The 1,645-nt window shown below is 59.7% G+C and carries 1 protein-coding gene; it reads right to left on the reverse strand.

What is annotated here, in order from left to right:
* Window positions 1–1,283: type VII secretion-associated serine protease mycosin (gene mycP / locus FNH08_RS49775; protein WP_228034867.1), on the reverse strand; the 1,283-nt coding region annotated here is incomplete at its 3' end.
* Between the last annotated feature and the right edge of the window lie 362 nt (window positions 1,284–1,645).

Below are 1,645 nucleotides of genomic sequence, written 5' to 3' on the forward strand. Positions count from 1 at the left end.
GGGTACCCCTGATTGGGTGCTGCTGTGGGGTACGGCTGCTGGGCGGTTGGGTACATCGGCTGCTGGGGTGGGTAGCCCATGTTCTGCGGGGGCATCCCGCTGACAGGGCCGCCGTTGCCGGAGGTGCGGCGGCTGCGGGTTACCGCGAAGACCGTTACTGCGGCGACTACGACTCCGAGGCCGATAACACCAACGGCAAGGGCGATGAAGCCCATTGAAGAAGATCCCTTCTCGTTCTCGGACTGACTCGCTGCGCTGTCGTCGCCCGCGGTTACCTCATCGGCAAGTTGGATCCGACCTAGCGGGTTAGCCTCGGGCCCTTTGGGAATGTCCATCGTGACCGCCTGGTAGGGGCGGATGATCCCGTAGCCGTATTCCTCGTTGGGCGCCTTCAGGCCCTTGTGCCCGAGGAACGAGGCCGACTTGATGAGGCGGTTGATTACTTGGCCTGCAGTGAGGTCTGGGTACTTTGCGCGGACCAGGGCGGCGGTAGCCGAGACATACGCCGTGGCATCCGAGGTACCGTCAGCCACGCTGTACTCAGGAGACCGTGTCGGATCTGCTGCAAGAATTCGCACGCCCGGGGCCGTAAGTGCCACCTGTTTCCCAGTATTAGAAGAGCTCCAGATGTTTGCATTTTTGTCTACGGCTCCAACAGCAACAACGCCGGGCAATGCTGCTGGATACCCGACGTCTCCGCCATTATTTCCCGTTCCCGCGACAACGACTACATCCTTTGATTGCGCATATGCAATTGCCTTTTGACCAAGGGGTCCAGTCTGCCCGTATTCATTCGCAAAGGAAAGATTGATCACCTTTGCGCCACGGTCTGCAGCATATCGGACTGCCTCGGCCCAGAGTTCCTCTGGATTTTTGTCATGTTTCGTCTGCATAGTACGCAGTGGCAAGATTTTAGCCTTCGGCGCGAGCCCCACCATTCCGGAGGCATTGCCTGAACCATGGCCGTGCCCAGCTACTAGACTAGCGACTCTTGTCCCATGCCCGGCGATGTCTTCGCGGGCATTTCCACCACTGGTATAGTCTTTTCCTGTAAGAACCTGACCAGTCATATCAGGGTGATCGCCATCGACGCCCGTATCAACGACGGCAACAGTCACGCCTTCACCCTGGGTCTCAGCCCAGGTTTTTTTCATGGAGAACACGTCCAAGACCCACTGCTGGTCTCTGACATAGTCCGCCGAGGCAGTTGGTGCCGAATTGAGGAGCAAGGCTCCCGTCAACGCCACGACACCTGTCGTGGACCAGACTCGCTTGATCTTCAATTCCTTACTCCTCGGCGGTCCCGTCCGGTTACGCATGCCTCCAGGTGCGAACCAGGGATGCCTTCCTCTCGGGTCACTAGCGAATTATTGAGAAATTTGCCAGGTCGCGCTCACGAGAGTCAGCGGACGTGGGTGTGCAACAACAACCGTCGTTGCGGTGTTGAGTCATGCGCGGAGTCAGGGCGCAGCGCAGTACTTCGCTATCGCGGACAGTGAGTTCTCCTACTGGCCTTGGTGCGGAGGCTGTTGGGCGTAGGGGTTGTGCTGCTGCGGGTGCTGACCCGGAGGAGTGGGGTACCCCTGGTTGGGAGCCGAGTTGGGGTACGGCTGGTGGCCCATCGGGGGCTGGGGCGGGTAACCCG

This window comes from Streptomyces spongiae (assembly GCF_009377185.1).
GTDB lineage: Bacteria > Actinomycetota > Actinomycetes > Streptomycetales > Streptomycetaceae > Streptomyces > Streptomyces spongiae.